Origin of the sequence: Myceligenerans indicum (genome assembly GCF_016742955.1) — a bacterium.
Taxonomy (GTDB): Bacteria; Actinomycetota; Actinomycetes; order Actinomycetales; family Cellulomonadaceae; genus Myceligenerans; species Myceligenerans indicum.
Map to the genome: position 1 here is coordinate 1 of NZ_JABBYC010000132.1, position 1,099 is coordinate 1,099.

Consider the following 1,099-nt stretch of genomic DNA (forward strand, 5'->3'; position numbering starts at 1 on the left):
CGTCAACCCGCCGGGCGCTGCGCAAACGCGGGATCACGTTCACCAGCCCGGAGAAGAAGGACCACACCGCCCACCGGCTGCGCAAGGGCCACCGGGGCGGACGCCCGCCCGTCTTCGACGCCGAGGCCTACAAGGGCCGCAACGTCGTGGAACGCTGCTTCAACCGGCTCAAACAGTTCCGCGCCCTGGCCACCCGCTACACCAAGAGAGCCGCCTACTACCGCACCGAACTCACCCTCGCCGCGATCATGCTCTGGCTCCGCGATTCACCGGACACGGCCTAGTACTGCAACGGCACTTGGGGTGGTGGGTGGCCGCGGCGTCGGTAGTGGCTGGCGCGGGCTTGGTGCTGGCGTCTTCGGCGCCATGTCGACCAAGCCCATACGTGCTCGGCCGGGTGGGTGTGTTGTAGGACGAGGTGGGTCAGCAGGCGGCGGATCTCCGGTAGCGTGAGATCGATCAGGTCTGCCCGTCTGGGTCCGCGGCCCCCTTTGTGGCCTGGGCTTTCACGGCGGCCAGCCAGGCCAGGGCGAGCATGGACAGGGTGATGTGGGCGTACCAGGCCCGGTAGGTGCGGGCCTGGTAGTGGTCCAGGCCCGCTTCGTTCTTGGCTTGCTGGAAGCATTCCTCGATCCGCCAGCGGGATCCTGCGACTCGAGCCAGGTCGATCAGGGTGGACCGGCGGAGTCCGTAGCACACGTAGTAGGCGATCTCGTTCGGATCGGAGACCGAGCGGCGGGCCAGGGCCCAGTGCGCGCGTCCGGCCCGCCAGCTGATCCGGATCGGGATGCGGGCCCAGTCGTACTCGCGCGGGCCGTGCGCCCCGTCGCCGACCGACAGGCGCCGCCACGCGCGGGCTGGGAGCCCGGCGACGAGGTCTTCGATGCGGGACTCGCCGGCGTCGGTGGTGATCATCGTGTCGTTGCGCTTGGTCGCCAGCACGTAGGCGGCGTCACGCTCTTCCAGCCACGCGGGCGTGTCAAATACCTCGTGTAAGGCTGTGGGCCTGATCGAGATGGAGTGTGCTGGACGAGATGACGATGGAAGATGTGGAGCTGACGGGTTCGGGGACGGATGCGACCTCGGCTCTGGCGGCCGA

At 68.6% G+C, this 1,099-nt stretch carries 1 protein-coding gene and 1 pseudogene; one reads left to right on the plus strand and one right to left on the minus strand.

Annotated features, from left to right (window positions below):
- Positions 1-284: transposase (locus tag HGK34_RS22240; RefSeq protein ID WP_201851614.1), on the plus strand; the 284-nt coding region annotated here is incomplete at its 5' end.
- A 175-nt stretch (positions 285-459) separates the two neighbouring features.
- Here the strand turns inward: HGK34_RS22240 and HGK34_RS22245 are convergent.
- Positions 460-969, minus strand: a pseudogene (locus HGK34_RS22245) (IS701 family transposase); the annotation flags it as partial.
- Positions 970-1,099: the final 130 nt, after the last annotated feature.